Source organism: Pseudomonas sp. 2957 (genome assembly GCF_031456345.1).
GTDB lineage: Bacteria > Pseudomonadota > Gammaproteobacteria > Pseudomonadales > Pseudomonadaceae > Aquipseudomonas > Aquipseudomonas siliginis.
Window position 1 is genome coordinate 384,988 of record NZ_JAVDUL010000006.1, and the last position, 25,569, is coordinate 410,556.

Genomic DNA, 25,569 nt, shown 5'->3' on the forward strand with positions numbered 1-25,569 from the left:
ACAATTGTTAACGGCCTGGCCCTGTCCAGGCCGTTTTCATTTGTGTATCAGGGTTTTGCCTCACACCTTGAAACGTAAGTGGAAGGTAAATTGCCGGTAAAGCTGCTTTGCTTAAATCCACTCAGTGCTTATCGTTCAGCCTCCCGTAATAGAAGCCCACGCGCCCAATGGTCAATAACTCCATGCAATCGTCCCCCCGCAAATCCCGTCGCTGGCTGATCAGCCTGCTCGTCCTGTTGGTCATCGCTGTCCTGTGCTGGAAATTCTGGCCCGCCGGCTCTGCTGACAAGGCGGGAGGCGACAAAGCGGCCGCTGGGCATACCGGGCGCTCGGGAATGATGCGGCCTGGCTTCGGCGGCGGTACCGGGCCGATTCCGGTGCGTGTGGCGCCGGCGGTGAAGGGCGACTTCCCGCTGTATTACAAGGCACTGGGCACGGTTACCGCGCTGAACACCATCAATGTTCGCAGCCGCGTGGGCGGCGAACTGGTAAAGATTCATTTCGAAGAAGGGCAGATGGTCAAGGCGGGCGACCTGTTGGCCGAGATCGATCCGCGTCCTTACCAGAATGCTTTGCTCCAGGCCGAAGGCACGCTGCTGCAGAATCAGGCGCAACTGAAAAACGCCCAGGTCGACGTCGAGCGTTACCGCGGTCTGTATAAAGAAGACAGCATCGCCAAACAGACCCTCGACACCGCCGAAGCGCTGGTTGGCCAGTACCTGGGCACGGTCAAGACCAATCAGGCGGCGGTCAACGACGCCAAGCTCAATCTCGAATTCACCAAGATCCGCGCACCGATTGCCGGTCGCGTCGGTCTGCGTCAGGTCGACGTCGGCAACCTCGTCGCCGCTAATGACACGACGTTCCTCGCAGTGATCACCCAGACGCAACCGATCAGCGTGGCCTTCACCTTGCCGGAAAACAGCCTCGACACCGTGCTGGCCCGTTACCGCAGCGGCGCCAAGTTGCCCGCCGAAGCGTGGGATCGGGGCGACACCAAGCTGCAGGCTACCGGTGTGCTGCAAAGCCTCGACAACCAGATCGACGTCGCTACCGGCACCCTCAAGTTCAAGGCCCGTTACGATAACCGCGACCAGTCGCTGTTCCCCAATCAGTTCGTCAACGTTCATTTGCTGGCCGACACGCTCAAAGGTGTAGTGCTGGCACCGTCGGCAGCGATTCAGTTCGGCACCAATGGCACTTTTGTCTATGCGCTGGACGGCGACAAGAAAGTCACCATTCGCCAACTGAAAATCGGTGCCAGCGACGGTGACAACACCGTGGTCACCGAAGGCCTCGCCGCTGGCGATCGCGTTGTGCTTGAAGGCACCGATCGCCTGAAGGAGGGCAGCGAAGTCGAAGTGGTCAATGACAGCAGCGAAGTGCCGACCTCGCCGACCGAACACCTGCAAGGCAAATCTGCCGCCAATCCCGATGCGACCACAGCCGATAAGGCCAAGAAGGGCGCATGAACATTTCGCGGCTGTTCATCCTCCGTCCGGTAGCCACCACCCTGAGCATGCTGGCCATTGTTCTGGCCGGCCTGATCGCTTATCGCCTGCTGCCGGTTTCGGCCTTGCCGCAGGTCGATTATCCGACCATCCGCGTCATGACCCTGTACCCCGGCGCCAGTCCGGACGTGATGACCAGCGCCGTCACCGCGCCGCTTGAACGCCAGTTCGGGCAGATGCCGGGCCTCACACAAATGGCCTCGACCAGCTCCGGCGGCGCTTCGGTGCTGACCCTGCGTTTCAGCCTCGACATCAACATGGACGTCGCCGAACAGCAGGTGCAAGCCGCGATCAACGCCGCGACCAACCTGCTGCCGACCGACCTGCCGGCACCGCCGGTGTACAACAAGGTCAACCCGGCGGACACGCCTGTTCTGACCTTGGCCATCACCTCGAAAACCATGCTGCTGCCCAAGCTCAATGATCTGGTCGATACGCGCATGGCGCAGAAAATCGCCCAGATCAGCGGCGTCGGCATGGTCAGCATCGCTGGTGGCCAGCGTCAGGCCGTGCGGATCAAGGTCAACCCCGAAGCGCTGGCGGCCAACAGCCTCAACCTGTCGGACGTACGCACGCTGATCGGCGCCTCCAACGTCAACCAGCCGAAAGGCAACTTCGACGGCCCGACCCGGGTGTCGATGCTCGATGCCAACGACCAACTGACCTCGCCCGAGGACTACGCCAACCTCATCCTGACCTACAAGAACGGCGCACCGTTGCGGCTCAAGGACGTCGCGGAAATCGTCGATGGCGCCGAGAACGAGCGTCTGGCCGCGTGGGCCAACCAGAATCAGGCGGTGTTGCTGAACATCCAGCGACAGCCCGGCGCCAACGTTATCGAAGTGGTCGACCGCATCAAGGCCTTGCTGCCAAGCATCACCGACAACCTGCCGGCCGGCCTCGACGTCACGGTGCTGACGGATCGCACCCAGACCATCCGTGCCTCGGTCACCGACGTGCAACACGAACTGCTGATCGCTATCGCGCTGGTGGTCATGGTCACGTTCCTGTTTCTGCGCCGCGCCAGTGCGACGATCATTCCGTCCGTAGCCGTGCCGCTGTCGCTGATCGGCACCTTTGGCGTGATGTACCTCGCCGGTTTCTCGGTGAACAACCTGACGTTGATGGCGCTGACCATTGCCACCGGTTTCGTCGTCGACGATGCCATCGTCATGCTCGAGAACATTTCGCGCTTCATCGAAGAAGGTGACAGCCCGATGCAGGCAGCGCTCAAGGGCGCGAAACAGATCGGCTTCACCCTGATTTCCCTGACCCTGTCGCTGATCGCCGTACTGATTCCGCTGCTGTTCATGGCCGATGTAGTGGGGCGCCTGTTCCGCGAGTTCGCCATCACCCTGGCGGTCGCAATCCTGATTTCCCTGGTGGTGTCGCTGACCCTGACGCCGATGATGTGCGCGCGCCTGCTCAAGCGTGAACCGCAGGAGCACGAGCAAGGCCGTTTCTACCGCGCCAGCGGTGCGTTCATCGACTGGATGATCAAGGAATACGGGCGGATGCTGCGCTGGGTGCTCAAGCATCAGCCGCTGACCTTACTGGTCGCCATCGGCACGCTGGCGTTGACCGTGTTCCTTTACGTCATCGTGCCGAAGGGTTTCTTTCCGGTGCAGGACACCGGCGTCATTCAGGGCATTTCCGAAGCGCCGCAGTCGATCTCCTTCGCGGCGATGGGCGAGCGGCAGCAGCAACTGGCCAAGATCATTCTTGAAGATCCGGCGGTGCAGAGCCTGTCGTCCTACATTGGCGTCGACGGCGACAACGCCACGCTCAACAGCGGCCGCTTGCTGATCAACCTCAAGCCCCACGGCGAGCGCGATCTGACGGCCAGTGAAGTGATTTCTCGCCTGCAACCGCAACTGGACAAACTGGTCGGCATTCGTCTGTTCATGCAGCCGGTGCAGGATCTGACCATCGAGGACCGGGTCAGCCGCACCCAGTACCAGTTCAGCATGTCCTCGCCGGACTCGGAATTGCTCAGCCAGTGGAGCGGCCGTCTGGTCGAAGCCCTGGCCCAGCGTCCGGAGTTGACCGACGTGGCCAGTGATCTGCAGGACAAAGGCTTGCAGGTCTATCTGGTGATCGACCGCGACGCCGCATCGCGCCTTGGCGTGTCGGTGGCGAATATCACCGATGCGCTGTACGACGCCTTCGGCCAGCGGCAGATTTCGACCATTTACACCCAGGCCAGCCAGTACCGCGTGGTGCTGCAAGCCCAGGCCGGGGAGAAGATCGGCCCGCAGGCGCTGGATCAGATTCACGTCAAGACCACCGACGGCGCGCAGGTACGCCTGTCGAGTCTGGCGCATGTTGAAGAGCGTCAGGCGCAATTGGCGATCACTCACATCGGCCAGTTCCCGGCGGTGATGATGTCGTTCAACCTCGCGCCGGGCGTGGCGTTGGGGCATGCCGTGGACATCATCGAGCAGGTGCAGCAGGACATCGGCATGCCGGTCGGCGTGCAGACTCAGTTCCAGGGCGCGGCGCAGGCGTTCCAGGCTTCGCTGTCGAGCACCTTGCTGCTGATTCTGGCGGCCGTGGTGACCATGTACATCGTCCTCGGTGTGCTCTACGAGAGCTACATCCACCCGATCACCATTCTTTCGACCTTGCCGTCCGCCGCAGTCGGTGCCTTGCTGGCGTTGCTGCTCAGCGGCAACGATTTGGGCATGATCGCGATCATCGGCATCATTCTGTTGATCGGTATCGTCAAGAAGAACGCGATCATGATGATCGACTTCGCCCTCGACGCCGAACGCACCCAGGGCATGGCCCCGGCAGAGGCGATCTATCAAGCGGCGCTGCTGCGCTTCCGGCCGATTCTGATGACCACGCTGGCGGCGTTGTTCGGCGCAGTGCCGCTGATGCTGGCCACGGGGTCTGGCGCGGAACTGCGTCAGCCGTTGGGTCTGGTGATGGTCGGCGGCTTGTTGGTGAGCCAGGTGTTGACGCTGTTCACCACGCCGGTGATTTACCTGTACTTCGACCGCCTCGGAAGGCGCTTTGGCAAAGCCAAAGCCAAAGCCGAAGGTGACGAGGTCGCGGTATGACGGTCGGAATATATCTCCCCTGTGGGAGCGAGCCTGCTCGCGAAAGCGGTAGGTCAGTCACTGCCAAAGTTGAAGGTAAGGGCGCATTCGCGAGCAGGCTCGCTCCCACAGAAGTATGCGGGGAGAACAAGAGTCGATGAACCTCTCCGGCCCTTTCATCAAACGCCCCGTGGCAACCATGCTGCTCTCCCTGGCAATCATGTTGCTCGGTGGGGTCAGCTTCGGGCTGTTGCCGGTATCGCCGTTGCCGCAGATGGATTTCCCGGTGATTGTCGTCCAGGCCAGTCTGCCGGGCGCCAGTCCCGAGGTGATGGCTTCGACGGTGGCGACGCCGCTGGAGCGGTCGTTCGGTGCGATTGCCGGCGTCAATACCATGAGCAGCCGTTCCAGTCAGGGTTCGACGCGGGTGATTCTGCAGTTTGACCTCGACCGCGACATCAACGGCGCGGCGCGGGAAGTGCAGGCGGCGATCAACGCCTCGCGCAATCTGCTGCCGAGCGGGATGCGCAGCATGCCGACCTATAAAAAGGTCAATCCGTCGCAGGCGCCGATCATGGTGCTGTCGCTGACTTCGGATGTGCTGGAGAAAGGCCAGCTCTACGACCTGGCTTCGACCATCCTCTCGCAAAGCCTGTCGCAGGTGCAGGGCGTTGGTGAAGTACAGATCGGTGGCAGTTCGCTGCCGGCGGTGCGGATCGAGCTCGAACCGCAGGCACTGAACCAGTACGGCGTGGCTCTCGACGATGTACGCAAGACCATTGCCGACGCTAACGTGCGCCGGCCCAAGGGTTCGGTCGAGGACGGCGAGCGCTTGTGGCAGATCCAGGCCAACGATCAGTTGGAGAAAGCCAAGGATTACGAGTCGCTGATCATTCACTACGCCGATGGCGCCGCATTGCGTCTCAGGGATGTGGCGAAAGTCAGCGATGGCGTCGAAGACCGTTACAACAGCGGTTTCTTCAACGACGACGCGGCGGTATTGCTGGTGATCAACCGTCAGGCCGGCGCCAACATCATCGAGACGGTCAACGAGATCAAGGCGCAGTTGCCCGCGCTGCAAGCGGTGCTGCCGGCCAGCGTCAAACTCAATCTGGCCATGGATCGCTCGCCGGTGATCAAGGCCACGCTGCACGAAGCCGAAATGACCTTGCTGATCGCAGTCGCTCTGGTGGTGCTGGTCGTGTATCTGTTTCTGGGTAACTTCCGCGCCTCGCTGATCCCGACGCTGGCGGTGCCGGTGTCGCTGGTCGGTACCTTTGCGGTGATGTACCTGTACGGGTTCTCGCTGAACAACCTGTCGCTGATGGCGCTGATTCTCGCCACCGGTCTGGTGGTGGACGACGCCATCGTGGTGCTGGAAAACATTTCCCGGCACATCGACGAAGGCGTCAAACCGATGCAGGCCGCGTACCTTGGGGCCAAGGAAGTCGGTTTTACCCTGCTGTCGATGAACGTCTCGCTGGTGGCGGTGTTCCTGTCGATCCTGTTCATGGGCGGGCTGGTCGAGAGCTTGTTTCGCGAATTTTCCATCACCCTGGCGGCGGCAATCGTGGTGTCGCTGGTGGTTTCCCTGACGCTGACGCCAATGCTCTGCGCGCGCTGGCTCAAGCCGCACACGCCGGGCCAGGAAAACCGCCTGCAACGCTGGAGCCACAAGACCAACGACTGGATGGTCGGCAAATACGCCACCAGCCTCGACTGGGTATTGCGTCATCGCCGTCTGACCTTGTTCAGTCTGCTGCTCACCGTTGGCGTCAACATTGCGCTGTATGTGGTAGTGCCGAAAACCTTCCTGCCGCAGCAGGACACCGGCCAGTTGATCGGTTTCGTGCGTGGCGACGACGGTCTGTCGTTCAACGTCATGCAGCCGAAAATGGAAACCTTCCGCCGCGCCGTGCTCAAGGACGAAGCGGTGGAAAGCGTGGCCGGCTTCATTGGTGGTAACAACGGCACCAACAACGCCTTCATGATCGTGCGCCTGAAACCGATCAAGGAGCGCCAGCTGTCGGCACAGAAAGTCATCGAGCGTCTGCGCAAGGAAATGCCCAAGGTCCCCGGGGCGCAGTTGATGCTGATGGCCGACCAGGACCTGCAATTTGGCGGCGGCCGCGAGCAGACCAGTTCGCAATACACTTACATCCTGCAAAGCGGCGACCTCGCTGAATTGCGCAAGTGGTTCCCGAAAGTGGTCACCGCGTTGCGCGCCTTGCCCGAGCTGACCGCCATCGATGCCCGCGAAGGTGCCGGGGCGCAGCAGGTGACACTGATTGTCGACCGGGATCAGGCCAAGCGCCTGGGGGTCGACATGAACATGGTCACCGCCGTGCTCAACAACGCTTACAGCCAGCGGCAGATTTCGACGATCTACGACAGCCTCAATCAGTATCAGGTGGTGATGGAGGTCAATCCGAAATACGCCCAGGATCCGGTGACGCTCAAGCAGGTCGAGGTGATTACCGCTGACGGTGCGCGCGTGCCGCTGTCGACGTTCGCCCATTACGAAAACAGCCTGGAAAACGACCGGGTCAGTCATGAAGGCCAGTTTGCGTCCGAAAGCATTTCATTTGATATGGCCGAAGGCGTGACCGTAGAGCAGGGTAGCGCCGCCATCGAACGAGCGATCGCCAAGGTCGGCTTGCCGGAGGATGTGATTGCGAAAATGGCCGGCACTGCGGACGCCTTCGCCGCCACGCAGAAGAGCCAGCCGTTCATGATCCTCGGTGCATTGCTGGCGGTGTATCTGGTGCTCGGTGTGCTGTATGAAAGCTACATCCACCCGCTGACCATTCTCTCGACCTTGCCCTCGGCCGGGGTTGGCGCGTTGCTGTCGATCTATGCGCTGGGCGGCGAGTTCAGCCTGATTTCCCTGCTGGGGATATTCCTGCTGATCGGCGTGGTGAAAAAGAACGCCATTCTGATGATCGATCTGGCGCTGCAATTGGAGCGGCATGAGGGCCTGTCGCCCCTGGAGTCGATCCGCAGCGCCTGTCTGCAACGCTTGCGGCCGATCCTGATGACCACGCTGGCGGCGATCCTCGGCGCCTTGCCGTTGCTGCTCGGCCGCGCCGAGGGTGCGGAAATGCGCCAGCCGCTGGGCCTGACCATCATTGGCGGCCTGGTGTTCAGCCAGGTCCTGACCCTCTACACCACCCCGGTGGTTTACCTTTATCTCGACAAGCTGCGCCATCGCTTCAACAAATGGCGTGGCGTGCGTACTGATGCCGCTCTGGAAACTCCGCTATGACTGACCGTTCGCTTATCCAATTGGCCACCGTCCGCGGCTCGCGCCTATTGAGCCTGTCGCTGTGCGTGGCGCTGCTCAGCGCTTGCGCAGTCGGCCCGGACTACCAGCGCCCGCAAACTGCCGAAATCGCTCAGTTCAAGGAAGCCGAAGGCTGGCGTCAGGCCAATCCCAGCGACTCGCTGGCCCGGGGCGCCTGGTGGGAGTTGTACGGCGATCGGCAGCTCAACGCCTTGGTGGAAAAACTCAACAGCTCCAACCAGACCGTCGCCCAGTCCGAAGCGCAGTTTCGTCAGGCGCAGGCTTTGGTGCGCAGTGCACGCGGGGCGTTTTACCCCAGTGTCGACCTGAGTCTGGGCAAGAACCGCTCGAGTCAGGGCACCGGCAGCAGCAGTTCGAGCCTGAGCAGTTCCTCAAGCGGTATTCGTGATACCTACACCGCGCAACTGGGCGTCAGTTGGGAAGCCGATGTCTGGGGCAAGCTGCGCCGTGGGCTGGAGGCGGATGAGGCCAACGCCCAGGCGAGTTTTGCCGATCTGGCGGCGATGCGTCTGAGTCAGCAGTCGGAGCTGGTGCAGAACTACCTGCAACTGCGCGTCATCGATCAGCAGAAGCGTTTGCTTGAAGCCACGGTTGCCGCTTACGAGCGATCACTGAAGATGACGCAGAACCAGTACCGCGCCGGGGTTTCCGGGCGCGATGCGGTGGCGCAGGCGCAAACCCAGTTGAAAAGCACCCAGGCCGATCTGGTCGACCTGATCTGGCAGCGCGCACAGTTTGAAAACGCCATTGCCGTGCTCACTGGCGAAGCCCCGGCCAACTTCAGCATTGCCGAAAGCCAGAACATCCCGAATCTGCCGCAAGTGCCGTTGAGCCTGCCTTCGCAATTGCTCGAACGCCGTCCTGACATCGCTTCGGCAGAGCGCTCTGTGATCGCCGCCAACGCCAATGTCGGCGTGGCGAAAGCCGCGTATTACCCGGACCTGACCCTGAGCCTGAGCGGCGGCTACAGCAGCAGTACCTCGAAAAACCTGATCAGCCTGCCGAACCGTTTCTGGTCGGTCGGCCCGCAGCTTTCTCTGCCGCTGTTCGACGGCGGCATTCGTTCGGCCGAGGTTGACCGCAGCGAGGCGGCCTATGACGAAACCGTCGCGCGCTACCGCCAGACCGTGCTCGACGGTTTCCGCGAAGTGGAAAACTACCTGGTCCAGCTCAAGGTGTATGAGGACGAAGCGGCAGTGCGCCAGGAAGCGCTGGATGCTGCCCGCGATTCTCTGCGCCTGACGGAAAACCAGTACAAGGCCGGGCTGATTGCCTATATCGACGTGGTCGTGGTGCAAGCCACGGCGCTGAGCAACGAACGCAGTGTGCTGAATATTCTGCAGAACCGACTGATCGCCAGCGTGCAACTGATCGCCGCGCTGGGCGGCGGCTGGGACGGCCAACTCGACGTCAGCGACAACCGCTGAACCTGTGGGAGCGAGCCTGCTCGCGAAAGCGGTGGGTCAGGCAGCCACGATGGTGGCTGTGCCGACGCTTTCGCGAGCAGGCTCGCTCCCACAGGGATTCGCGTTCGAATGGTGCGGGGTGGCTGGACGCTGAAAAATTGTGGGAGCGAGCCTGCTCGCGAAAGCGGTGGGTCAGTCGAGTGAGATGGTGGCTGTGCCGACGCCTTCGCGAGCAGGCTCGCTCCCACGGGGATTTTTGTCTGGCATGAGATCGCTTTCACAGGGTGAGGTTAAAGCCCACCGCAGAGCCTTGTAGGACGATCGAACAAGCGTTTCATCGGCTTGATGGCAATTTGGTTACTTTGTCAGTGCGTTCTTCCGCGCAATCAGTACAATCGCCGCATTTGCCCGACCGAGAATGGAAGCAGTACGGTTTCGGCTTGTCACGAGAACGTCCATGCTCATCGGCAGCTACTCCTTCACCCTGGTTTTCATTTCGTTGTGCGTGGCCATTCTGGCTTCCTACACGGCGCTCGATCTCACCGGGCGCATTGCCACGGCTAAAGGCCGGGCCGTGCATTTCTGGACGGCGGGCGGGGCGTTGGCGATGGGCGTTGGCGTCTGGTCGATGCATTTCATCGGCATGCTCGCCTTCAAATTGCCGATCGACCTGGGCTACGACTTCGCCCTCACTGCGCTGTCGCTGCTGATCGCGGTGCTGTCCTGCGGCTTCGCGTTGTGGCTGGTCAGCCAACCGAAACTGCCGCTGGCGCAACTGGCTTTCGGTGCGCTGATCATGGGTTCGGGCATCAGCGCCATGCACTACACCGGCATGGCCGCGCTGCGCATGACACCGGGCATCGATTACGACCCGACCCTGTTCAGTGCCTCCCTGCTGATCGCCGTCGGCGCCTCGGCAGCGGCATTGTGGATTGCCTTTCGCCTGCGTCAGCACTCGCCCTATGTGCGGCTGATTCGTGCCGGCGCGGCGGTGATCATGGGTGTGGCGATTGTCGGCATGCACTACACCGGCATGGCGGCGGCGCAATTTCCTGACGGCAGTTTCTGCGGCGCGACGCTCAATGGCTTGAAGGGCAATGGCCTCGATAGCCTGGTCGTGGTCACTACGCTGGCGGTGTTGTCGATTGCCCTGTTGACCTCGATTCTCGACGCCCGCCTCGAAGCGCGCACGGCTGATCTGGCGCACTCGCTGACGGTGGCCAACCGCGAACTCACCCAACTGGCCCTGCACGATCCGCTGACCAGTCTGCCCAACCGCATGCTGCTCGACGACCGCATCAATCAGGCGATCAAAAAGGTGCAAGAGCAGGGTGGCTGCTTCGCCTTGATGTTCATCGACCTCGACGGCTTCAAACCGGTCAACGACGCATTCGGCCATCACATGGGCGACCAATTGCTGCGCGAGGTCGGCGCGCGTCTGCGTGAAGACTTGCGCAGCCAGGACACTCTTGCGCGGATCGGCGGCGATGAGTTCGTTCTACTGGTGCGTTTGAGCGAGCCCAATGACGCCTTGAGCCTGGCTGCGCGACAGGTCAGCCTGATCGGTCGCACGTTCCGCGTCGCTGAACATGATCTGCAGATTTCCGCCAGCGTCGGCATTGCCCTCTACCCGGGCAACGGTGACAACGCCCAGGAACTGCTGATGAACGCCGACGCCGCGATGTACCACGCCAAGGGCGGCGGCAAGAATGGCTACAGCTTCTTCGATGCGTCGATGAACACCAACGCGCGCAAACAATTGCAACTGTTACAGGATCTGCGCGCGGCCATCGAGCACAACCAGTTCTGCCTGCATTACCAGCCCAAATTCGACGCCGCCAATGGCCGTCCGGTCGGTGCCGAAGCGCTGCTGCGCTGGAAGCATCCGCTGCATGGCATGCTGATGCCGGATAAATTCATCGATCTGGCGGAGAAAACCGGGCTGATCATTCCGATGGGTGAATGGGTGCTCAACGAAGCCTGCCGGCAGATGCGTGAATGGTACGTGCTCGGTTACACCGACTGGCGCATCGCCGTGAACCTCTCGGCCTTGCAGTTCTGCCATGCCGGGCTGGTGCAAAGCGTGGCCAAGGCGCTGGCGACCCACCACTTGCCGGCCAACAGCCTGACCCTGGAAATCACTGAAACGACAGCGATGAGCGACGCTGACGCGAGCATGACCGTGCTGCAAGAGTTGTCGGACATGGGCGTCGACCTGTCGATCGACGACTTCGGCACCGGTTATTCCAGCCTGATGTACCTCAAACGTTTGCCGGCCAATGAGCTGAAGATCGACCGCGGTTTCGTCCGCGATCTGGAGCATGACAGCGATGATGCCGCAATCGTCTCGGCGATCGTTGCGCTGGGGCAGGCCCTGGATTTGCGGATTGTCGCCGAAGGTGTCGAAACCGGCGCGCAACAGGACTTCCTGACCAAACTGGGCTGTGATTCGCTGCAGGGCTATCTGCTCGGCCATCCGATGCCGGCGGAGCGCTTCATGCAGGACATCGTGCGTGGGCAACGGCTGGCGGTGGTCTGAGAGACCGAGTCATCGTTCTTCGCGAGCAGGCTCGCTCCCACAGGGGATGGCGGCAACACCAGAACTCATGCAAAAGCCATGAATGGCAGTTATTCTTCCCCCGACTGTTACGTGTGCACGTGGGGGAAGGCCAGCATGGATAAAGTCATTGTCATCACCGGGGGCGGGCGCGGAATCGGCGCGGCTACGGCATTGCTGGCAGCCGAACAGGGCTACCGGATCTGCATCAACTATCAGTCGGATGAACAGGCCGCACACAGCGTGCTCGAGCAGGTTCGCGCCTTGGGCGCGCAGGCCATCGCGGTTCGCGCCGATGTCAGCATCGAAGACGAAGTGATCGCGATGTTTCATCGCGTCGACACCGAACTGGGCCGTGTCACCGCGCTGGTCAATAACGCCGGCACCGTCGGACAGAAATCGCGGGTCGATGAGATGTCCGAATTCCGCATCCTCAAAATCATGAAAACCAATGTGCTGGCGCCGATCCTCTGCGCCAAGCACGCGATCCTGCGCATGTCGCCCAAACATGGCGGGCAGGGCGGCAGCATCGTCAACGTCTCCTCGGTCGCGGCACGCCTCGGTTCGCCGAACGAGTACGTTGATTACGCCGCATCCAAGGGGGCGCTCGACACCTTCACTATCGGTCTGTCGAAAGAAGTCGCGGGTGAGGGCATTCGCGTCAATGCCGTGCGTCCGGGCTACATCTATACTGACTTCCATGCGCTGAGCGGCGACCCGGATCGGGTCAGCAAGCTCGAATCGGCGATTCCCATGGCCCGGGGCGGGCGGCCGGATGAAGTGGCGGAGGCGATTGTCTGGTTGCTGTCGGACAAGGCATCGTATGCGACAGGGACGTTTGTTGATTTGGGGGGTGGGCGGTAAACCGGTGGGTTTGCAGTGTTAAAACCGGCCTCTTCGCGAGCAGGCTCGCTCCCACAGTGGATTTGTGAATACAGACCCCATGTGGGAGCGAGCCTGCTCGCGAAGGGGCCAGTCCAGACAACATCTATCCCTCAGAACGACCGCACAATCCGCCCCAACGTCTCCATGGCCTTTTCCGATTCCTCGGTCCAGGGGCTGCCGTAATTCAACCGAATGCAATTCCTGAAGCGCTGGGTCGGCGAGAATATCGGCCCCGGCGCGATGCTGATGCCTTGTGCCAGTGCCATCTGAAACAGCTTCAGCGAATCCATCTGCTCCGGCAATTCCAGCCACAGAAAGTAGCCGCCCGCCGGTTGGCTGACCCGGGTCTGCGCCGGAAAGTAGCGGGCAATCGCCGCGAGCATCGCGCTCTGTTGTTCTTCCAGGGCATAACGCAGTTTACGCAGATGCCGATCGTAGCCGCCGTGTTGCAGATAATCGGCGATAGCCGCTTGCGCCGGCATCGAAGCGCACAGTGAGGTCATCAGCTTCAGCCGTTCGATTTTCTGCGCAAAACGCCCGGCCGCCACCCAGCCGATGCGATAACCGGGCGCGAGACTTTTGGCGAACGAGCCGCAATGCATGACCAATCCTTCGGTATCAAAAGCCTTGGCCGGTTTTGGCGCCTGTTGCCCGTAATAAAGCTCGGCGTAGACGTCGTCTTCGATCAACGGCACCTGATGCTGACGCAGCAGTTCGACGAGTTCCTGTTTCTTCGCCTCGGGCACAGTCGCGCCCATCGGATTCTGGAAACTGGTCATGCACCAGCAGGCCTTGATCGGGTGACGATCCAGAGTTTGCGCGAGCACACCGAGGTCGATGCCATCGCGCGGGTGCACGGGGATCTCCACGGCTTTGAGCTTCAGACGCTCGAGCACCTGCAGGCTGGCGTAGAACGCCGGGGCCTCGATGGCCACCAGATCACCAGGCTCGGTCACCGCTTGCAGGCACAGGTTCAGCGCTTCGAGCGCGCCGTTGGTGATGAGCAATTCTTCCATCGGCAGCATCAGCCCGCCGACCATGTAGCGCAGAGCAATCTGCCGGCGCAGTTGCGGGTTGCCCGGCGACATATCGGTGACGACCATGCGCGGGTCCATCTCCCGCGCGGCGCTGGCCAGGGAGCGCGACAGGCGTTGCAGCGGGAACAGCGTCGGGCTGGGGAACGCCGAGCCGAAGGGCACGGTGTTGGGGTCTTTGATCGAATCGAGTACCGAGAACACCAGTTCGCTGACGTCAACCTCGGTGGATTCATTGACCTGGCTGCTGATCACCGGCTCGGAAAATGTGCTCGGCGTATGGGCGTTGACGAAGTAACCGGAGCGCGGCCGGGCGCGGATCAGGCCACGGCGTTCGAGCAGGTAATAGGCCTGGAACACCGTGGACGGGCTGACGCCGTAGGTCTGGCTGGCGTAGCGCACCGACGGCACCCGCTGGCCGTGGCCGAGGACGCCGGAGCGGATCAGTTCAGCGATGTCGTCGGCGAATTTTTCGTAGCGTTTCATCGGTGGGCCTTGGTGGACTTGATTTTGTGGGGTGTCAGGGAAGGAGCCCTCACCCTAGCCCTCTCCCAGAGGGAGAGGGGACTGATTGGGGGATGCTGATGAAATATGCCGACCTGACAGTGCTTTGCCGAATCCATAATCGACTCGGTCTTTCAGGTCGATGCATAGCGACAGACACCTCGGTTGGCTCCCTCTCCCTCCGGGAGAGGGGACTGATTGGGGGATGTTGATGAAATATGCCGACCTGACAGTGCTTTGCCGAATCCATAATCGACTCGGTCTTTCAGGTCGATGCATAGCGACAGACACCTCGGTCGGCTCCCTCTCCCTCCGGGAGAGGGCTGGGGTGAGGGCAGCAATGCCAAATTCTCAACGATTTATCGGCGCCACAAACCGGCTCTTCGCCACGCTGTATACCTGCGGCTCGTCACTGTCTTCAATCCTGAAACTCAATGTCTGCGAACTGCTCGCCGGGCGCTCGGTGGTCATCGCCACCGACACCGGCACATCGACAATCTCCCCGGGCGCCAGGCTCAATGCCGTTTTGCCCTGCAACTCAAACCCGTCGCCATCAACCAGACTCAACCGGTATTCCTGTCGCTGCTGAGTCTTGTTGATCACTTTCAGCGAATAAATATTCTCGATCTGCCCCTGAGCGTTCTCGCGGAACAACCCGCGATCCTTGGTCACGTCCAGCGACACCATCGGCCGCTCGATCAATGCCAGCGCCAACGCTCCGATCATCACCAACAACACCGCCGTATAGCCAATCAAACGCGGACGCAGCAGATGGGTTTTGCCGCCCTGCAATTCGCGCTCGGAACTGTAGCGGATCAGGCCGCGCGGGTAATGCATTTTGTCCATGATCGAATCGCAGGCGTCGATGCACGCTGCGCAGCCGATGCATTCCATTTGCAAGCCATCGCGGATGTCGATGCCGGTCGGGCAGACCTGCACGCACAACTGGCAGTCGATGCAATCACCCAGGCCGGCTTCGACCGGGCGCACATCACGCTTGCGCGGACCACGGTTTTCGCCACGGGCGGCGTCGTAGGCAATGGTCAGCGTGTCCTTGTCGAACATCACACTCTGGAACCGCGCATACGGGCACATGTGCATGCACACGGCTTCACGCAGCCAACCGGCGTTGATGTAGGTGGCGGCGGCGAAGAACAGCACCCAGAACAGACTGACGCCACCGATCTGCAGGGTCAGCAAATCTTCAGCCAGCGGCCGGATCGGGGTGAAGTAACCGACGAAGGTCAGGCCGGTCATCACGCTGATCGCCAGCCACAACGTGTGCTTGGCGGCGCGCCGCGCCAGTTTGTTCAGGCTCCACGGCGCCGCTTGCAGTTTGATCCGTTGGTTGCGCTCGCCTTCGGTGATCTTCTCGCACCACATGAAGATCCACGTCCACGAACTCTGCGGGCAGGTGTAACCGCACCAGACGCGACCGGCGAACACGGTAATCGCGAAGAGTCCGAACGCAGCGATGATCAACAATGCTGAGAGCAGAATGAAATCCTGCGGCCAGAACGTCGCGCCGAAGATGTGGAATTTGCTCTCCGCCAGATCCCACAGCACCCCCTGCCGACCGCCCCAGTTCAGCCACACGGTGCCGAAGAACAGCAGGAACAGAAACCCGGCACCGCTCATACGCAGGTTGCGGAACAGGCCGGTGAAACTGCGGGTGTGGATCTGCTTGTCGCTGGATCCGGCAGTCGCTTTCAGAGGGCGTGCGGGTACGCTTCTTATCGTCGGCGCTGCTTCTACGGTTCGGACGGGGATTTGCTCGCTCATGTTCGTTCGCTCATCAGCCTCCATCAGGCCGATGCACTATGAGCGCCGATCTGTTTGCAGAACAGACTCAGGTTTGGCAATAAAAAGCGGATCAGATGGGGTTTGGCGCAATCCCTGCGACAACTTGAAGCATCAGGGTGGGCGCGGCGCAAACGCCTATTGCAGGCGCCTGCGCCGGGTGTTGATCGAGATCAATCAAACCACCGAATCACTGTCATCGGCCTTCAGATGTTTGCGCCCGTCCTTGGCCCCGGCGACGGTCAAGACATCGGCTTCTGCTTCGGTGATGTAGGCGCGTTTGCCTTCGATTTCCACGAACGACATGGCTTTTTCGCTATCGGTCTCGACTGTCAACGTGTCGCAGATACGGATTTCCTCACCATGCTCGACGGTGAAAAAACACACTTTCTGCTCAGGGTTGGATTCATCGATTCGAACGGTCATGGCGGCAGTCCTTTCAAGTGAGGTCTGCACGTTAGGAAACGCAGCGCGCAGTTCGTTCTGCGCAACCGATTAATGGTCGCTGTTGTCCATCGCTTATCAAGCCAATAACAAGGGAAGCACGATGGAAGACTGGTGGGATGAAGTGTGGGCCACGATGCAAGCCGAATTTGCCGATATCGGCGACGCCTCGCAAATGACCCGGATCACCGTACGCCTGCTGATGGCGGCGATTCTCGGCGGGATACTCGGATTTGAGCGCGAGCATAAAGGCAAGGCAGCGGGCGTGCGCACGCACATGCTGGTGGCGTTGGGCGCTGCGCTATTCGTGTTGGTGCCGCAGACCTCGGGCGCAGAATCCGATGCCATGAGTCGGGTCTTGCAGGGTGTGATTGCCGGGATCGGCTTTCTCGGCGCCGGCACCATTCTGAAAAATCAGCAGGGCGACGAGGCCCATGTCAAAGGCCTGACCACAGCGGCGGGCTTATGGATGACGGCGGCGATCGGCGTGGCGGCGGGGCTGGGCAAGGAAGCGACGGCATTGCTCAGTACCATTCTGGCACTGGCGATTTTCAGCGTGATGCCTTACGTGGTGAGAGTGTTCGAAAAGGATGTCGACAAGAATGACCACCTCTGACTTCCCGCCGGCTGATGATCGTTGCCTGATCGTTCCCACGCTCCGCGTGGGAATGCAGCCCGGGACGCTCCGCGTCCCTTCTGGAGCCGAACGCGGAGCGTCCGTTGAGGCATCCCCACGCGGAGCGTGGGAACGATCAGGGGGGCAGGGTCAGACGATCACTGGCGGCATCGTATTCGGTGGCTCTTCTTTCGGCGGTGGCGTGGTGCCGGGTGGCTCTTGCTCGGGCACCGGTGGCGGCTCGGTATCCGGCAGGGTGGGTTTGTCGATGTTCGGATCAGGCGTTTCCGCCGGGATCGGGATGTTCATCTGATGACCTCCGTATGGCACATGGCGTGGGACGTGCTTAAGTAAGTTGACCCGGCCACGGCAAATTCGATCCGCCGGTTTGTCTTGTTAATTTCATCTGAACTTTTCCCCGCGCCGGTTGCTCGGAACCTAAGTGAGTTCATGACAGGGCCGGCGCTTTGTCGCGAATACTGTTCCGGCACAAGAGCGTCCTTGGGGCGTTAAGGAGAGATGCTCAATGACTGCTGAAAGACCTTCAGAGCTGAGTTACAACCCGCACATGCCATTGTCGCAGGCGTTGCTGCTGCCTCGAATCGTTATCGAAAACACCATGCCGACCCTCGACGGCGGCCAGTTTGCCGTCAAGTCGGTTGCCGGACGCGAAGTGGTGGTGACCAGCAAAGTGTTTGCCGACGGCCATGACAAGCTCGCCGTACGCATCCGCTGGCGCGAAGAAGGCCAGGAAACCTGGCAGACCGAGGTCATGTCCGATCAGGGCAACAACACCTGGCAAGGCCAGTTCCGCCCGCAAGAGCAGGGCCGCTATCTGTATTGCATCGAAGCGTGGATCGACCATTTCGCCAGCTTCCAGTACGAACTGGAAAAGAAGCACAACGCTGCTGTGCCGGTTTCCCTGGAGCTGCAGGAAGGCCGGACCATGGTGCAACAGGCCGCAGAACGCAGCGAAGGTCAGCTCAGCGAGCAGCTTGCCGCGCTGCACCATGAATTGTCCGGCCTGCTCGAAACCGAGCAGGTTGCGCTGTTTCTGCACTCGCGCAGTGCAGAGCTGATGGCTCAGGCCGATCACCGCGCCTACCTCAGCATCAGCGCCGAATTCCCCATGGACGTCGAGCGCGAACTCGCCGAGTTCGCCAGTTGGTATGAGCTGTTTCCGCGCTCGATCACCGACGATCCTCAGCGTCACGGCACTTTCAACGACGTGCACTCGCGTCTGCCGATGATTCAGGACATGGGCTTCGACGTGTTGTACTTCACGCCGATTCACCCGATCGGCCGCGCCCACCGCAAGGGCCGCAACAATTCCCTGACTGCTGGCCCGGATGATCCCGGCAGCCCGTATGCGATTGGTAGCGAAGAGGGCGGCCACGAGGCGATTCACTCGCAGCTCGGCACCCGTGAAGATTTCCGCCGGCTGGTGGCTGCCGCCGCCGATCACGGTCTGGAAATCGCTCTCGACTTCGCCATCCAGTGCTCCCAGGACCACCCGTGGCTCAAAGAGCATCCGGGCTGGTTCAACTGGCGCCCGGACGGCACGATCAAATACGCCGAAAACCCGCCGAAGAAATACCAGGACATCGTCAACGTCGACTTCTATGCGCCGGATGCAATTCCGAGTCTATGGGTCGAGTTGCGCGACATCGTTGTCGGCTGGGTCAAGGAAGGTGTGAAGATCTTCCGCGTCGACAACCCGCACACCAAACCGCTGCCGTTCTGGCAATGGTTGATCGCCGATGTGCGCACGCTGTATCCGGAAGTGATTTTCCTCGCCGAGGCCTTCACCACGCCGGCGATGATGGCGCGTCTGGGCAAGGTCGGTTATTCGCAGAGCTACACCTATTTCACCTGGCGCAATACCAAGGCCGAGCTGGCGGAATATTTCACCGAACTCAATCAGTCGCCGTGGCGCGAATGCTACCGGCCGAATTTCTTCGTCAATACCCCGGACATCAACCCGGCGTTTTTGCATGAGTCGGGGCGTCCCGGTTTCCTCATCCGCGCTGCCTTGGCAACGATGGGCTCGGGCCTGTGGGGTATGTATTCCGGCTTCGAGTTATGCGAATCGGCACCGGTGCCGGGCAAAGAGGAATACCTGGATTCGGAGAAATACGAAATCCGCGTCCGCGACTTCACCGCGCCGGGCAACATCATTGCCGAGATCGCTCAGCTCAACCGCATCCGCCGGCAGAACCCGGCGCTGCACACCCATTTGGGCCTGAAGATCTACAACGCCTGGAACGACAACATTCTGTACTTCGGCAAGCGCAGCGCCGATGGCAGCAATTTCATTCTGGTCGCGGTCAGCCTCGATCCGCATAACGTGCAGGAAGCGAATTTCGAACTGCCGCTGTGGGAAATGGGCCTGCCGGACGATGCCACCACCCATGGCGAAGATTTGATGAACGGCCATCGCTGGGACTGGCACGGCAAGTATCAGTTCATGCGCATCGATCCGGCGTATCAGCCGTTCGGGATTTGGCGGATTACCGCTTCGTAACATTTGCACCGCCTCCGTGGCGAGGGGATTTATCCCCGTTGGGGCGCGCAGCGGCCCCTGTTTTCAAGCTGCACCGCGTTAACAATTTGCGACTGCTGCGCAGCCGAACGGGGATAAATCCCCTCGCCACAGGGGCTCACCAATGCTAGCTCCTCGGTGTATCAGAGAATTTTTCAGGAGTTCCACATGGCGAAGAAACCCAAGGCAGCCGCCTTCATCAAAGACCCGCTCTGGTACAAGGATGCGGTGATTTATCAGGTTCACGTCAAATCGTTTTTCGACTCCAACAATGACGGGATCGGCGACTTTCCCGGGCTTATCGCCAAACTCGATTACATTGCCGACCTCGGCGTCAACACCATCTGGCTATTGCCGTTCTATCCCTCGCCACGCCGCGACGACGGTTACGACATCGCCGAATACCGTGGCGTGCACAGCGACTACGGGACCATGGCCGACGCCAAGCGCTTCATTGCCGAAGCGCACAAGCGCGGGCTGCGGGTGATCACCGAGCTGGTCATCAACCACACCTCCGACCAGCACCCGTGGTTCCAGCGTGCGCGTAAAGCCAAGCCGGGTTCAGCGGCGCGGGATTTCTACGTGTGGTCCGATGACGATCAGAAATACGACGGCACGCGAATCATCTTTCTCGACACCGAAAAGTCCAACTGGACCTGGGATCCGGTCGCTGGCCAATACTTCTGGCACCGCTTCTACTCGCACCAGCCGGATCTGAACTTCGACAACCCGCAAGTGATGAAAGCCGTGTTGTCGGTGATGCGTTACTGGCTCGACATGGGCATCGACGGCCTGCGCCTCGACGCGATTCCGTACCTGATCGAGCGCGACGGCACCAACAACGAAAACCTGCCCGAGACCCACGACGTCCTCAAGCAGATCCGTGCCGAGATCGACGCCAACTACCCCGATCGCATGCTGCTGGCCGAGGCCAATCAGTGGCCGGAAGACACCCAGCTGTATTTCGGTGACACCGACGCTGCTGGCGTCAATGGTGACGAATGCCACATGGCCTTCCACTTCCCGCTGATGCCGCGCATGTACATGGCACTGGCGCAGGAAGATCGCTTCCCGATCACCGACATTCTCCGGCAGACCCCGGAAATTCCGGCGAATTGCCAGTGGGCGATTTTCCTGCGCAACCACGATGAGCTGACCCTGGAAATGGTCACCGACCGCGAGCGCGATTACCTGTGGAACTACTACGCGGCTGACCGTCGCGCGCGGATCAACCTCGGTATTCGCCGTCGTCTCGCACCGTTGATGGAACGCGACCGTCGCCGCATCGAACTGCTCAACAGCCTGCTGCTGTCGATGCCCGGCACGCCGACGCTGTACTACGGCGACGAAATCGGTATGGGCGACAACATCTACCTCGGCGATCGCGATGGCGTGCGTACACCGATGCAGTGGTCGATCGACCGCAACGGCGGTTTCTCCCGCGCCGATCCGGCCAGTCTGGTACTGCCGCCGATCATGGACCCGCAGTATGGCTATCAGTCGGTCAACGTCGAAACCCAGTCCGGCGATCCGCACTCACTGTTGAACTGGACGCGGCGCCTGCTCGCAGTGCGCAAGCAATCGAAGGCGTTCGGCCGTGGCACCTTGAAAATGCTCTCGCCGAGCAACCGTCGCGTGCTGGCTTACACCCGCGAATACACTGATGCCGACGGCAAGCACGAAATCATTCTGTGCGTGGCCAACGTCTCGCGCAGTGCGCAAGCGGTCGAGCTAGACCTGTCGGCGTATGTCGGCATGGTGCCGGTGGAAATGCTCGGTGGTAACGCGTTCCCGCCGATCGGTCAGTTGAATTTCCTCCTGACCCTGGCGCCGTACGGTTTCTATTGGTTTGCACTGGCGGCAGAAAACCAGATGCCGAGCTGGCACGTCGAACCGGCGCAGAGCCTGCCGGATTTCACCACGCTGGTGCTGAAAAAACGCATGGAAGAACTGCTCGAAGTGCCATCGCGGACGACGCTGGAGCAAAGCATCCTGCCGAGCTGGCTGCAGAACCGTCGCTGGTTTGCCGGCAAGGATGCGGCGATCGAGAAGGTCAATCTGGCTTACGGCGTGCGTTTCGGTGATGCCCAGCATCCGGTGCTGCTCAGCGAAATCGAAGTCACCAGCGGTGGCCAGACCAATCGTTATCAACTGCCGTTCGGCTTCATTGGCGAAGACCATGTCGGCCCGCCATTGCCGCAGCAATTGGCGCTTTCGCGTGTACGCCGTGTGCGTCAGGTCGGCCTGATCACCGATGCGTTCACCTTGGAAACCTTCGTCCGCGCCGTTCTGCAAGGCATGCAGAACAACACCGTACTGGAGTCGATCGAAGGCGAAATCCGCTTCGAACAGACAGATCATCTGGAAAAACTCGGCCTCGGCGCCGAGTCGGATGTGCGCTACCTGTCGGCCGAGCAATCGAACAGTTCAGTGGTAATCGGCAACAGTCTGGTGCTTAAGCTGATACGCAAAGTCGCTTCTGGCGTACACCCGGAACTGGAGATGAGCGCTTACCTGACCGAGGCCGGGTTTGCCAATATCTCTCCACTGCTCGGTTCGGTGATTCGCCGCGACGCGCAAGGCGAAGACAACTTGCTGATGATCGCCCAAGGCTATCTGAGCAATCAGGGCGACGCATGGGAATGGACGCAGAACAACCTGGAACGGGCGCTGCGCGATGAACTGGCCGACGCCATGTCCGAGCAGGAGCAGCATTACAACGCCCTCGGCGAGTTGAAGGACTTCGCCGGCATGCTTGGTCAGCGTCTGGGCGAGATGCATCAAGTGCTCGCTGCGCCAACCGACAATGCCGACTTCGCGCCGCAAGTGTCGTCGAGCAAGGACATGGCCACGACAGGCAAGGACGTCACCGCCCAGGTCGAACACGCCTTGAAACTGCTCAAACAGCATCAAGGCGAGTTGAATGCGACGGATCAGAAACTGGTCAAGCGTCTGCTCGACGAGAAGAAAACCATTCTTGCCCATGTGCAGGATCTGGCGAAGAAAGCCACCGGCGGCTTGCGCATCCGGGTGCATGGCGACTTGCATTTGGGCCAGGTGCTGGTGATCAAGGGCGACGCCTACCTGATCGACTTCGAGGGCGAACCGGCGCGGCCATTGAGCGAGCGTCGCGGTAAACACAGCCCGTACAAGGACGTCAGCGGCGTACTGCGTTCGTTCGATTACGCAGCGGCGATGACCATCAATGTGCATAACGTTGATAACAGCGTCGAAGCCGAAGCGGCGCGCAAACGGGTCGCCGAGCGTTATCTGCGTGAGGCACGCGAGGCATTTGTCCAGGCATACCGCGAGGCAGCAGCTAGTCTTGAGCATGCCTGGCAGGATCCTCAGGGTGCCGACGCCGCGCTGGCGTTGTTCGGCCTGGAAAAAGCCGCTTATGAAGTGGCTTACGAGGCAGAAAACCGCCCAACGTGGCTGCCCGTGCCATTGCACGGCTTGTATGGATTATTGACAGGGCTTAAACCCTTTTCCGATCTTGGTGGAGAGTAGTCATGAGTTTCTCGAACAAGGAACAGGGTGTGGTAAAGGAAGCATTGTTACCCTCGGCGCGCGACATCGATGCTTTGGTGCGCGCTGAACATCAGGACCCGTTTTCAATCCTCGGCCCGCATGGCGATGGTGCCGGCGGGCAGTTCATCCGCGCCTATTTGCCAGGTGCGCTGAGTGTTGCAGTGCTGGACAAGGACAGCGGCGAAGAGCTTGGCCCGCTGGAAATGACCGAAACGCCGGGGCTGTTTGTCGGCCATTTCGACCAGGCGCGACCGTATCTGTTGCGCACACGCTGGGCCGGTGGCGAGCAGGTCGCCGAAGATCCATATAGCTTCGGTCAGTTGCTCGGCGAAATGGACCTGTATCTGTTTGCCGAAGGCAATCACCGTGACCTCAGCGCTTGCCTCGGTGCACAGCTGAAAACCGTTGATGGCGTTGACGGCGTGCGCTTTGCCGTGTGGGCACCGAATGCCCGCCGTGTTTCGGTGGTCGGCGATTTCAACGTCTGGGACGGGCGTCGCCATCCCATGCGGCTGCGTCATCCGTCCGGTGTCTGGGAACTGTTCATCCCGCGCCTCCAGGCGGGGGAGTTGTACAAGTACGAAATCCTCGGCGCCCACGGCATTCTGCCGCTCAAGGCCGACCCGATGGCACTGGCCACCAGCCTGCCGCCGGACACCGCTTCGAAAGTTGCCTCGCCCCTGCAGATCGACTGGCAGGATCACGACTGGATGAATTCCCGTCAGGATCGCCAGCAGCGCTCCAAACCTCTGTCGATCTACGAGTTGCACGCCGGTTCCTGGCAGTGCGAGCTGGATGATCTCGGCGAGGTCGCGCGCCAGTACACCTGGCCGGAACTGGCCGAGCGCCTGATTCCTTATGTCAAAGAGCTGGGATTCACCCACATCGAACTGATGCCGATCATGGAGCACCCCTTCGGCGGTTCCTGGGGCTATCAGTTGCTTTCGCAATTCGCCCCGAGTGCGCGTTATGGCACGCCGGATCAGTTCGCCGAGTTCGTCAACGCCTGTCACCAGGCCGACATCGGGGTGATTCTCGACTGGGTGCCGGCGCATTTCCCCACCGATACCCATGGTCTGGCGCAGTTCGACGGCACCGCGCTATACGAATACGGCAACCCGCTGGAAGGCTTCCATCAGGATTGGGACACGCTGATCTACAACCTTGGCCGCACTGAAGTGCACGGCTACATGCTCGCCTCGGCGTTGCACTGGCTGAAACACTTCCATATCGACGGCCTGCGTGTCGATGCGGTGGCGTCGATGCTGTACCGCGACTATTCGCGCAAGGCTGGCGAATGGGTGCCGAATCGCCACGGCGGTCGGGAGAACCTGGAGGCCATCGACTTCCTGCGGCATTTGAACGACGTGGTTGAGCTGGAAGCGCCGGGTGCGCTGGTGATTGCCGAAGAATCCACCGCCTGGCCGGGCGTCAGCCAGAGCACCCAGCAGGGCGGCCTGGGCTTTTCCTACAAATGGAACATGGGCTGGATGCACGATTCGCTGCACTACATCCAGCAGGACCCGGTGTACCGCGCCCATCACCACAACGAGTTGAGTTTTGGCCTGGTCTACGCCTGGTCGGAGCGCTTCATCCTGCCGATTTCCCACGACGAAGTGGTGCACGGCAAACACTCGCTGATCGACAAGATGCCCGGCGACCGCTGGCAGAAATTTGCCAACTTGCGCGCCTATCTGAGCTTCATGTGGACGCATCCGGGCAAGAAGCTGTTGTTCATGGGCTGCGAGTTCGGCCAATGGCGCGAGTGGAACCACGATCAGCAGCTGGACTGGTACCTGCTGCAGTATTCCGAGCACAAAGGCGTGCAGAAACTGGTTGGCGATCTCAACCGGCTGTATCGTGAAGAGCCAGCGCTGCACGACCAGGACGATGCGCCGCAGGGCTTCCAGTGGTTGATTGGCGACGATGCGATCAACAGCGTTTACGCGTGGTTGCGCTGGAGCAAGGATGGCTCGCCAGTGCTGGTGGTTGCCAACTTCACCCCGGTACCGCGCCAGGCGTATCGGGTCGGCGTGCCGTTTGCCGGGCGCTGGACCGAGCTGTTCAACAGTGACGCCGACATTTATGCCGGCTCCAACTATGGCAATGGCGGCGGAGCGTTGACCGAAGAAGTGCCAAGCCATGGTCAATCGTTGTCGCTGGAACTGAACCTGCCACCATTGGCGGTGTTGATTCTCAAGCCGCACGGCTAGCACCTGTGGGAGCGAGCCTGCTCGCGAAGGCGCCATGTCAGTCAACGATGATGTTGAAGGTGGCACCGCTTTCGCGAGCAGGCTGAACTGGCCTAATGATTTTGGACACTTCAATCAGGCGCTATGATGGCGTCCAAATCTGAGGTGTTCGGATATGCGTAACTCTTATTCAACTGAA

14 protein-coding genes are annotated in these 25,569 nt (G+C 60.8%); 10 read left to right on the top strand and 4 right to left on the bottom strand.

What is annotated here, in order from left to right; all coding sequences use genetic code 11:
• Positions 1 to 167: 167 nt before the first annotated feature.
• The 6 genes from J2Y39_RS22955 (at position 168) to J2Y39_RS22985 (ending at position 12,686) form a co-directional block, all read left to right on the top strand.
• Positions 168 to 1,472 (top strand): MdtA/MuxA family multidrug efflux RND transporter periplasmic adaptor subunit, encoded by a 1,305-nt coding sequence (locus J2Y39_RS22955; RefSeq protein ID WP_041481001.1) that lies wholly within the window; start codon positions 168 to 170, stop codon positions 1,470 to 1,472.
• Positions 1,469 to 4,576 carry an MdtB/MuxB family multidrug efflux RND transporter permease subunit gene (locus J2Y39_RS22960; protein ID WP_310219937.1) on the top strand — a complete coding sequence of 1,036 codons (3,108 nt, stop codon included), beginning with the start codon at positions 1,469 to 1,471 and terminating at the stop codon, positions 4,574 to 4,576. Before J2Y39_RS22955 ends, J2Y39_RS22960 begins: the two co-directional genes overlap by 4 nt.
• 136 nt (positions 4,577 to 4,712) lie before the next feature.
• Positions 4,713 to 7,820: an efflux RND transporter permease subunit gene (locus J2Y39_RS22965; protein WP_056785782.1), complete on the top strand. Its 3,108-nt coding sequence runs from the start codon at positions 4,713 to 4,715 to the stop codon at positions 7,818 to 7,820.
• Positions 7,817 to 9,286: an efflux transporter outer membrane subunit gene (locus tag J2Y39_RS22970; protein ID WP_150635394.1), complete on the top strand. Its 1,470-nt coding sequence runs from the start codon at positions 7,817 to 7,819 to the stop codon at positions 9,284 to 9,286. The genes J2Y39_RS22965 and J2Y39_RS22970 overlap by 4 nt, the downstream gene beginning before the upstream one ends.
• A 436-nt stretch (positions 9,287 to 9,722) precedes the next feature.
• Positions 9,723 to 11,804: a bifunctional diguanylate cyclase/phosphodiesterase gene (locus tag J2Y39_RS22980; RefSeq protein ID WP_150635393.1), complete on the top strand. Its 2,082-nt coding sequence runs from the start codon at positions 9,723 to 9,725 to the stop codon at positions 11,802 to 11,804.
• 135 nt (positions 11,805 to 11,939) lie between these two features.
• On the top strand, positions 11,940 to 12,686 hold the full coding sequence (locus tag J2Y39_RS22985; RefSeq protein ID WP_041480996.1) for an SDR family oxidoreductase: 747 nt from the start codon (positions 11,940 to 11,942) through the stop codon (positions 12,684 to 12,686).
• Between the two features lie 131 nt (positions 12,687 to 12,817).
• Here the strand turns inward: J2Y39_RS22985 and mapR are convergent, their stop codons facing one another.
• The 3 genes from mapR to J2Y39_RS23000 all read right to left on the bottom strand — a co-directional run bounded on the left by mapR (position 12,818) and on the right by J2Y39_RS23000 (position 16,471).
• On the bottom strand, positions 12,818 to 14,227 hold the full coding sequence (gene mapR, locus J2Y39_RS22990; RefSeq protein ID WP_217848558.1) for a GntR family transcriptional regulator MpaR: 1,410 nt from the start codon (positions 14,225 to 14,227) through the stop codon (positions 12,818 to 12,820).
• Between the two features lie 369 nt (positions 14,228 to 14,596).
• Positions 14,597 to 16,027 (bottom strand): cytochrome c oxidase accessory protein CcoG, encoded by a 1,431-nt coding sequence (gene ccoG / locus J2Y39_RS22995; RefSeq protein ID WP_310219941.1) that lies wholly within the window; start codon positions 16,025 to 16,027, stop codon positions 14,597 to 14,599.
• A gap of 195 nt (positions 16,028 to 16,222) precedes the next feature.
• A complete protein-coding gene (locus tag J2Y39_RS23000; protein WP_056785796.1) occupies positions 16,223 to 16,471 on the bottom strand; it encodes a DUF3203 family protein in 249 nt (82 codons plus the stop codon).
• Between the two features lie 121 nt (positions 16,472 to 16,592).
• Between J2Y39_RS23000 and J2Y39_RS23005 the strand changes: the two genes are divergently transcribed.
• Positions 16,593 to 17,105 carry an MgtC/SapB family protein gene (locus J2Y39_RS23005; RefSeq protein ID WP_056785798.1) on the top strand — a complete coding sequence of 171 codons (513 nt, stop codon included), beginning with the start codon at positions 16,593 to 16,595 and terminating at the stop codon, positions 17,103 to 17,105.
• Between the two features lie 150 nt (positions 17,106 to 17,255).
• Here J2Y39_RS23005 and J2Y39_RS23010 read toward each other — a convergent pair whose 3' ends face one another.
• Entirely contained in the window at positions 17,256 to 17,414 is a 159-nt protein-coding gene (locus J2Y39_RS23010) for a hypothetical protein (protein ID WP_167351302.1), read from the bottom strand.
• Positions 17,415 to 17,631: 217 nt separating this feature from the next.
• Here J2Y39_RS23010 and J2Y39_RS23015 point away from each other — a divergent pair, with 217 nt between their 5' ends.
• The 3 genes from J2Y39_RS23015 (at position 17,632) to glgB (ending at position 25,391) form a co-directional block, all read left to right on the top strand.
• Positions 17,632 to 19,629 carry an alpha-1,4-glucan--maltose-1-phosphate maltosyltransferase gene (locus tag J2Y39_RS23015; protein ID WP_150635389.1) on the top strand — a complete coding sequence of 666 codons (1,998 nt, stop codon included), beginning with the start codon at positions 17,632 to 17,634 and terminating at the stop codon, positions 19,627 to 19,629.
• 186 nt (positions 19,630 to 19,815) lie between these two features.
• Positions 19,816 to 23,157, top strand: coding sequence for a maltose alpha-D-glucosyltransferase (treS, locus tag J2Y39_RS23020; RefSeq protein WP_310219946.1), 3,342 nt, complete (start codon positions 19,816 to 19,818; stop codon positions 23,155 to 23,157).
• A 2-nt stretch (positions 23,158 to 23,159) separates the two neighbouring features.
• Positions 23,160 to 25,391 (top strand): 1,4-alpha-glucan branching protein GlgB, encoded by a 2,232-nt coding sequence (glgB, locus tag J2Y39_RS23025; protein WP_310219948.1) that lies wholly within the window; start codon positions 23,160 to 23,162, stop codon positions 25,389 to 25,391.
• Positions 25,392 to 25,569: the final 178 nt, after the last annotated feature.

Coding starts and splice junctions, on each gene's coding strand:
- J2Y39_RS22955 (WP_041481001.1), top strand. CDS start 168: ATGGTCAATAACTCCATGCAATCGTCCCCCCGCAAATCCCGTCGCTGG.
- J2Y39_RS22960 (WP_310219937.1), top strand. CDS start 1,469: ATGAACATTTCGCGGCTGTTCATCCTCCGTCCGGTAGCCACCACCCTG.
- J2Y39_RS22965 (WP_056785782.1), top strand. CDS start 4,713: ATGAACCTCTCCGGCCCTTTCATCAAACGCCCCGTGGCAACCATGCTG.
- J2Y39_RS22970 (WP_150635394.1), top strand. CDS start 7,817: ATGACTGACCGTTCGCTTATCCAATTGGCCACCGTCCGCGGCTCGCGC.
- J2Y39_RS22980 (WP_150635393.1), top strand. CDS start 9,723: ATGCTCATCGGCAGCTACTCCTTCACCCTGGTTTTCATTTCGTTGTGC.
- J2Y39_RS22985 (WP_041480996.1), top strand. CDS start 11,940: ATGGATAAAGTCATTGTCATCACCGGGGGCGGGCGCGGAATCGGCGCG.
- mapR (WP_217848558.1), bottom strand. CDS start 14,227: ATGAAACGCTACGAAAAATTCGCCGACGACATCGCTGAACTGATCCGC.
- ccoG (WP_310219941.1), bottom strand. CDS start 16,027: ATGAGCGAGCAAATCCCCGTCCGAACCGTAGAAGCAGCGCCGACGATA.
- J2Y39_RS23000 (WP_056785796.1), bottom strand. CDS start 16,471: ATGACCGTTCGAATCGATGAATCCAACCCTGAGCAGAAAGTGTGTTTT.
- J2Y39_RS23005 (WP_056785798.1), top strand. CDS start 16,593: ATGGAAGACTGGTGGGATGAAGTGTGGGCCACGATGCAAGCCGAATTT.
- J2Y39_RS23010 (WP_167351302.1), bottom strand. CDS start 17,414: ATGAACATCCCGATCCCGGCGGAAACGCCTGATCCGAACATCGACAAA.
- J2Y39_RS23015 (WP_150635389.1), top strand. CDS start 17,632: ATGACTGCTGAAAGACCTTCAGAGCTGAGTTACAACCCGCACATGCCA.
- treS (WP_310219946.1), top strand. CDS start 19,816: ATGGCGAAGAAACCCAAGGCAGCCGCCTTCATCAAAGACCCGCTCTGG.
- glgB (WP_310219948.1), top strand. CDS start 23,160: ATGAGTTTCTCGAACAAGGAACAGGGTGTGGTAAAGGAAGCATTGTTA.